We start from the raw sequence: 6,187 nt of genomic DNA, 5'->3' as shown, positions 1-6,187 counted from the left end.
ACCAATTACCCTTGAACATGCCGCATTATCAAGAACGCGAAAGCCCATTGGGACGCCATGTTCGGCAATCTACAATCTACAATCTACAATCTACAATCTACAATCTGAAACGGCAATTCCATGCACATCCGTAGCCATATCATCATCTCCGCCATTGTTGGCTTCGCCCTCTACCCACGCCAACCCAAACAGATGCTCATCGTGACTGCTGCTGGCACATTGGTTGACCTTGATCACCTTGTACTCTATGCCCTCCGCAGCGGCGATTGGAGCATCGTAGGTGCACTGCGCTACGACCGCTACCGGCATGGCTATGTGCATCAGGGCGACAATCGCCCCCGCTATGGTAGCCTACGTTCATGGCTGCATCAGCCAATGGTGACCCTACCGCTCCTCTGGAGCATCACCCGCCAATGGCCGCAACTACGTCCCCTGGCCTATGGCATCAGCCTGCATCTGTTGCTCGATCATCTTCACACCCTGATCTACATCTTGCTTGTGCTGCCGAAGAGCGCTTATGGTACACTGAAGCGTAGATGATGAACTATGCATCAGGAGGCGACACATGGATGATGAATTTGCACCTCTGGAGCCTCACGATGAGACTCCGAGCGACGAACTGGAGCGCCTCGCCCGCGAAACGCTTGAGGCTCAAGCTGGTAGCACCGATACCATCGGCTCGCGGCGGCGTTGCCAACGGGTGATGGATCTTGAAACCGCTGGCGCAGTCCAAGATGCACGCGATAATTTCCATGCTGCATGGGTACTCATTTGTGGCGATACCCAGGGCCACTACCAACTGGCCCGCCGCTTTGCTCGCCGCGCCACTGAACTGGGTGAGAGCCGCGCTTGGACACTGCGTGCTATGGCATGGGATCGCTGGTTGGTCGCGAGTGGTAAACCCCAACGCTTTGGCACGCAGATTATCAAACAGCATGGCCGCTGGTCACTTGGCCCGGTAGAACCCTCCGTCAGCGACATTGAACGCGCCCTCTTTGCTGTTCCGCCGCTCTATGTACAGCAACAACGCGCTGAACAACTCCAACGTCAAGAGAGCGGCTTGGGATTGTAATTTTAGAAGCTGTCTGAAAAGCTAGTGGGTACGCGCTGGAGTGCCGGCTGGAGCCGGCTGGAGCCGGCACTCCAACGCCAGTTCATAGGCTTTTCAGACAGACTCTTACGAATTTCGATTACTTCCTATTTCCTACTTTCCTATGATCTACACCGATCCTCAGGCTGCCGCGCCCGCATTTCAGGCCCAACTTGACCAAGTTGAGCGCGTGCTGCTGTTTACTCACATCAATCCTGATGGCGATGCCGTCGGTTCGCTCTTGGGCGCGGCCCATGTCTTGCGTGCCTTGGGCAAAGAACCTATCTGCATGCTCGCTTCATCCGCCCCTAGCTTCTGTCAGGCTTTGCCCGGCGCGTCATGGTTGAGTGTCTACCAACAGGGTAGTTCTCTCCCTGCTGCTGACATGATTTGGCTGCTTGATGTCGCCAACACCGCACGCGTCGGCGCTGCTGCCGAAGAACACCGTGCTGCATTTGAGGCATGCCCCTTGGTGATTGTTGATCACCATGTCACCAATGACGGGGTCGGGCAATTAAACCTGATCGATCCCACAGCCGCCTCCAATGCCGATCTGCTCTTCCGCCTCTTCCAAGCCATGCAGGTGCCGGTGAGTGCTGAGGCGGCCACATGCCTCTACCTCGGCATGCTCACCGATACGCAAAGCTTCCAGACGAGTAGCACCTCGGCACAAACCCTCCACACCGCTGCTGATCTGATTAGCGCCGGGGCCGACCGCGCCGCAGTTGTGTCGGCAGTCTATTTTAATGTGCCCCTGAGTACCGAACGCCTTACCGCCCGCGTCCTCAGTGATCTGCAACAGGAAGACGGGCTGATCTGGGCCCATTTGACCCAAGCGCAACTCGCGGCCTGCAACGCGGGCGAGGATGCCTCCGATGATACCGTAGGCCGCATGCAGCGCGTCGCCGGGATGCGAGTCTGTGCGCTCTTCAAGGAACGCCCCGACGGCACCGTGAAGTTGAGCCTACGCTCTGTCTCTGGCATCAATGTCGCCGCCGTTGCCCAAACCTGGGGGGGCGGTGGCCATGCCCAAGCCGCTGGGGCTACCCTCGCCATGGATCCCCCTACCGCTGAGGCCACTGTCCTGCCTATCTTGCGGCAGCTTTTGCGTTAAGGGGTGGTTTTGGAAAATATGGGAGATCGCTTTACAATCTTGCAAGGATGCGTGAGGCGAGGACGCGAGGACTTCGCATCCTCGCGTCTTCGCGTCTTCGCAAACTGTAAAGCCACCACGAACCATCCCGAAGAGACAGAGGTGTATCATGGCTACCATCCTGCTGGTTGAGGACGAACTTACCCTAGCCGAAACGCTACGCTATAACCTTGAACGTGAAGGCTATAGTGTCCTTATGGCCAACGATGGCGTTCAAGGTCTTGAGTTGGCCCGCCGCAACCAGCCTGATCTCATTGTGCTTGATATTATGCTGCCCCGCCTTGATGGCTTCTCCGTCTGTCGCATTCTGCGCCAAGAGAGCGATGTGCCTGTGATTATGCTTACCGCACGCCAAGATGAGGTTGACCGGATCGCTGGCCTAGAGTTGGGTGCCGATGATTACATTAGCAAACCCTTTAGCCTTGGTGAGTTCCTTGCCCGTGTGCGTGCCATTATGCGCCGGACTGAACGCCAACCCCGTAGCGGGCGCGAAGTCCTTGAAGCCGGCGCCCTCAAAGTGGATGCCAGTAGTCGCCGTGCGTGGCGTGAAGGTGCTGAGTTGACCTTGCCCCAAAAGGAGTTTGATCTGCTCACTTGCCTCATTCGCAACCGGGGTATTGCCCTCTCACGCGATCTGCTGCTCGAACGAGTCTGGGGCCTCGATTTCATTGGCGATAGCCGCACCGTTGATGTCCATATCCGCTGGCTCCGCGAGAAGATAGAACCCGACCCCAGCCGCCCCCGTTATATCCAGACGGTTCGTGGCGTTGGCTATCGCTTTGAAGCCCCCGAACATGACACTTCTTGAACTCACCCTCTCCATTGCGCTCGCTCTAAGTCTCAGCGTGGCTGTCTGGCTCTGGCGACGTGGTCAACGTCTTTCCGCTATGCCCCCTCTGTTGCCCATCGTGCCTCAATCTTGTGCAGAGCCTGAAGTTCAATCCTTCGCTATGGATGCTGATCTCGCTGCCCTCGACCAGCCCCTCTTCCAAGCCGCTGCTGCAACCCTTGATGCTGGCATGGTTGTAGTGGATGCCCAGCATGTTGTGCGCTTCCTCAATCCTGAAGCCGAAACACTGCTCGATCTCTCCGCCACGATGCGCGGCCAGAGCCTCATTGCCGTGCTGCGCGACCACCAAGTTGATGCGCTGGTCGCTGAGGTGCTGCGTGACGGCGAGTCGCGTGAGTTGGCCCTGCAACCGATCCGTAGCGGGCGTACCCTGCGCTTGCGCTGTACCCCCCTACGCATCGCGGAACGCATCGTTGCGGTACTGCTCATCATCCGTGATTTTACCCAGATCAGCATGCTCGAACGGGCACGCCGCGATCTCGTCGCCAATGTCTCCCATGAGCTACGCACGCCCCTCGCTTCGCTCAAGCTGCTCATCGAGACCGTTCAATCCGCGCCGCCCCCCGATGTTGCCCAGCGCATGCTTGGCCAAATGGCTCATGAGATTGACGCAGTCACCCAGTTGGTTGATGAATTGCATGAACTCTCCCAGATCGAGTCTGGACGGGTGACCCTCAAGTTAGCGCCGCTACCTATTCAGCCCGTCATTGAACGCGCCCTCGAACGCATCAAGCCGCAGGCTGATCGTAAGGCCATTACGGTAACCGCCGAAGTTTTACCCGATCTCGCCCCGGTGCTGATGGACCCCGACCGCATTGGCCAGGTGTTGCTCAATCTACTGCACAACGCCATTAAGTTTACCGCTACGGGTGGTCAGGTTACCGTGTGTGCTACGTGCAGCACTGATAGTAGCATAGGGCCGTGGCTTCAGGTCAGTGTTAGCGATACCGGGATTGGCATTCCCGCCAAAGACCTACCGCGCATCTTTGAACGTTTCTACAAAGTTGATCGCTCACGTACACGCCATGCCGGCGGCACCGGTCTCGGCCTCGCCATTGCCAAACACCTGATCGAAGGCCACGGTGGCCGCCTCTGGGCCGATAGCACCGAAGGTCACGGCAGTACTTTTAAATTCACCCTGCCTTTGGCATGAGTAGTCTGGGAAATAATCAGTATGACCCTCACAAGCCATTCGGCACTCAGCGTAGGCGCGGGCGGCAGTAGCGGCACGCTAGCCGACAAGAGCATTGTGCGCGATGGTTGGGGCCGTCCGCTCATCCCTGGCTCACAGCTTAAGGGGAGTTGCGCTGGGCCGCCGAGGAGGGCTTCGCCCACGTCGCCACCCTTGACGAAATCCAGGCCAATAAAGCCAACTTAGTAAGGCGCAGCTAACTGACCAAGCTCACGTACAGCGTCAGAGATGGGAGTATCTTCGTAAGGCAAAATCTCTTTTATCTCGACATCCTCGATCTCAAGCGTTTCCACATCACAACGGGCCGAGCCTTCAATGCCAACATTTGCGTATAACCGACCGGCAAGCTGCTTGACTTGCTCTTGCGATCCTTTGCAGATAACTATTTGTCCTTCTAATGTCTCAATATGTACATTTGGATTTTTACCTCCTGCGTTCACAACTCGTCCATATATAGTTGTTTGCATATAAAGACGAGGAGGGGCAGGTATAACGAGATCGGCTTCGACAGTAGCAAGCACAACTTCACTACCGCTTACTCGAAACTCGGCAACACAGTGCCTCTTGCGCGTAAAAGTTGCAATTTTTCGTAGTGCATCACGTGCTTCAAAGGGCAACATCTCGAATAATTTGTGATTGACAATGTCGGCAATACGATGAAACTCAGGAATCACAACCTGAGGGATGGAAGGCACGAACATCAAGTCCAGACTCTTATCTTCAACCTGAGTCAGACCAAGAATGATATCTTCTTTGGTAAGCTTTGAATGTTCCCTAAGAACAGTAGCAACGATGAGTGTTTCTGCCGCTTTTAAAATATCGGCAAGCTCCCCAGCAGGAACGTGACGAGGTGCTATGGCTCCGCCGGTAAAACGGAGTTGCAACAATTCATCCTGAGCTTGGCTAGTCATAGTTGACCTCCCCTACCTTACGCAATTGTGAGCAGGGGTGTTACAGTGCATATGTTCGCAACACAGTATCACTCCTTGAGTATACTGTTCTGTTACCCACTAGGTCAAGCCCTTTCCAGAAACCAAAACGAAAGATCTGTGAGTTCTACAGGTTCTTAACTGGTCGTAGGCACCCCTCTATGATACAATACCATTAACGCAATGGGTTAATGGTATTGTAAAGCCGTGGACATTCTCTTCCTCAACGGACAAATGTTACGGCAGTGCGTGTCATACGAGTGGGGGATTATCATGGTTAAACCAATCGTTAATCAGTATCAACCCGATCTTGTTTCACCACCGGGTGAAACACTTGAAGAGTTGCTTGAAGAGCGTGGCATGGCTCAAGCCGAAGAGACCCTCCGGAACTGCAACGATTTGAAACAGCGATTCACCTGGGTGTCCTCTGACGAAGTGGGTGTATCTGTGGTCTGAGCCTGGTCGCGGAACGATAGGTTCGATCTAGTCACGCAAATTCTAAGAGACTGTCTGAAAAATCCATGAACTGGTGATTGGAGTGCCGGCTTCAGCCGGCTAAAGCCGGCACTCCAACGCGTGCCCACTAGCTTTTCAGACAGCTTCTAAGCGAGCAGCCAGAGCCCAGTCGTGCAGGTCGGCTCCTGAAGGTCATAGCTTTCATGGCAACCACGACAACCACCAGCGGCAAGTCCGCACACGAGACCCTCCCCCCGGCTGGCGCATGGTGCGCTTTGGTGATTGGGCAATGAGCTTATTCCCGAACTGCATTTTATGCCGATGAAGTGATCTATATCTTTGAAGCTCAACCGATGCTGTTACGTATTCCGCTGTAAGTAAAAAACGGCTCTCTAGGATTTTCCGGGCTAAAACGTTTGTGCTTCAGTAGACATGGCTTCCTGATGCGCTAAAACAGAGGCGGTTTTCACAGTTTCGGCTGAAAACCGGATAAAAGCCCGGGAAATCCAAGAGAGCC

8 protein-coding genes are annotated in these 6,187 nt (G+C 55.1%); 7 read left to right on the top strand and 1 reads right to left on the bottom strand.

What is annotated here, in order from left to right; translation table 11 throughout:
• The first annotated feature begins 120 nt into the window (after window positions 1-120).
• The 6 genes from CJ255_RS20835 (at window position 121) to CJ255_RS25145 (ending at window position 4,471) form a co-directional block, all read left to right on the top strand.
• Entirely contained in the window at window positions 121-540 is a 420-nt protein-coding gene (locus CJ255_RS20835; protein ID WP_097646005.1) for a hypothetical protein, read from the top strand.
• Window positions 541-565: 25 nt separating this feature from the next.
• On the top strand, window positions 566-1,072 hold the full coding sequence (locus tag CJ255_RS20830; protein WP_097646004.1) for a hypothetical protein: 507 nt from the start codon (window positions 566-568) through the stop codon (window positions 1,070-1,072).
• Between the two features lie 142 nt (window positions 1,073-1,214).
• Complete coding sequence (locus CJ255_RS20825) at window positions 1,215-2,204, top strand: DHH family phosphoesterase (protein WP_097646003.1); 990 nt, start codon at window positions 1,215-1,217, stop codon at window positions 2,202-2,204.
• A gap of 148 nt (window positions 2,205-2,352) precedes the next feature.
• On the top strand, window positions 2,353-3,051 hold the full coding sequence (locus tag CJ255_RS20820; RefSeq protein WP_097646002.1) for a response regulator transcription factor: 699 nt from the start codon (window positions 2,353-2,355) through the stop codon (window positions 3,049-3,051).
• A complete protein-coding gene (locus CJ255_RS20815; protein ID WP_097646001.1) occupies window positions 3,038-4,246 on the top strand; it encodes a sensor histidine kinase in 1,209 nt (402 codons plus the stop codon). Before CJ255_RS20820 ends, CJ255_RS20815 begins: the two co-directional genes overlap by 14 nt.
• Window positions 4,247-4,267: 21 nt before the next feature.
• A complete protein-coding gene (locus tag CJ255_RS25145; RefSeq protein WP_097646000.1) occupies window positions 4,268-4,471 on the top strand; it encodes a hypothetical protein in 204 nt (67 codons plus the stop codon).
• Here the strand turns inward: CJ255_RS25145 and CJ255_RS20805 are convergent.
• Complete coding sequence (locus CJ255_RS20805; protein ID WP_097645999.1) at window positions 4,468-5,196, bottom strand: hypothetical protein; 729 nt, start codon at window positions 5,194-5,196, stop codon at window positions 4,468-4,470. The genes CJ255_RS25145 and CJ255_RS20805 overlap by 4 nt on opposite strands.
• A gap of 291 nt (window positions 5,197-5,487) precedes the next feature.
• Here CJ255_RS20805 and CJ255_RS20800 point away from each other — a divergent pair, with 291 nt between their 5' ends.
• Complete coding sequence (locus tag CJ255_RS20800) at window positions 5,488-5,670, top strand: hypothetical protein (RefSeq protein ID WP_124682037.1); 183 nt, start codon at window positions 5,488-5,490, stop codon at window positions 5,668-5,670.
• Window positions 5,671-6,187 lie beyond the last annotated feature (517 nt).

Origin of the sequence: Candidatus Viridilinea mediisalina (assembly GCF_002532535.1) — a bacterium.
GTDB lineage: Bacteria > Chloroflexota > Chloroflexia > Chloroflexales > Chloroflexaceae > Viridilinea > Viridilinea mediisalina.
Note: the sequence above shows the minus strand (reverse complement) of the source record. Positions and strands in the feature narration are given on the sequence as shown.

Excerpts from the sequence above, each read along its gene's own strand:
- CJ255_RS20805 (WP_097645999.1), bottom strand. The coding sequence starts at position 5,196 with ATGACTAGCCAAGCTCAGGATGAATTGTTGCAACTCCGTTTTACCGGC.
- CJ255_RS20800 (WP_124682037.1), top strand. The coding sequence starts at position 5,488 with ATGGTTAAACCAATCGTTAATCAGTATCAACCCGATCTTGTTTCACCA.
- CJ255_RS20825 (WP_097646003.1), top strand. The coding sequence starts at position 1,215 with ATGATCTACACCGATCCTCAGGCTGCCGCGCCCGCATTTCAGGCCCAA.
- CJ255_RS20830 (WP_097646004.1), top strand. The coding sequence starts at position 566 with ATGGATGATGAATTTGCACCTCTGGAGCCTCACGATGAGACTCCGAGC.
- CJ255_RS20835 (WP_097646005.1), top strand. The coding sequence starts at position 121 with ATGCACATCCGTAGCCATATCATCATCTCCGCCATTGTTGGCTTCGCC.
- CJ255_RS25145 (WP_097646000.1), top strand. The coding sequence starts at position 4,268 with ATGACCCTCACAAGCCATTCGGCACTCAGCGTAGGCGCGGGCGGCAGT.
- CJ255_RS20815 (WP_097646001.1), top strand. The coding sequence starts at position 3,038 with ATGACACTTCTTGAACTCACCCTCTCCATTGCGCTCGCTCTAAGTCTC.
- CJ255_RS20820 (WP_097646002.1), top strand. The coding sequence starts at position 2,353 with ATGGCTACCATCCTGCTGGTTGAGGACGAACTTACCCTAGCCGAAACG.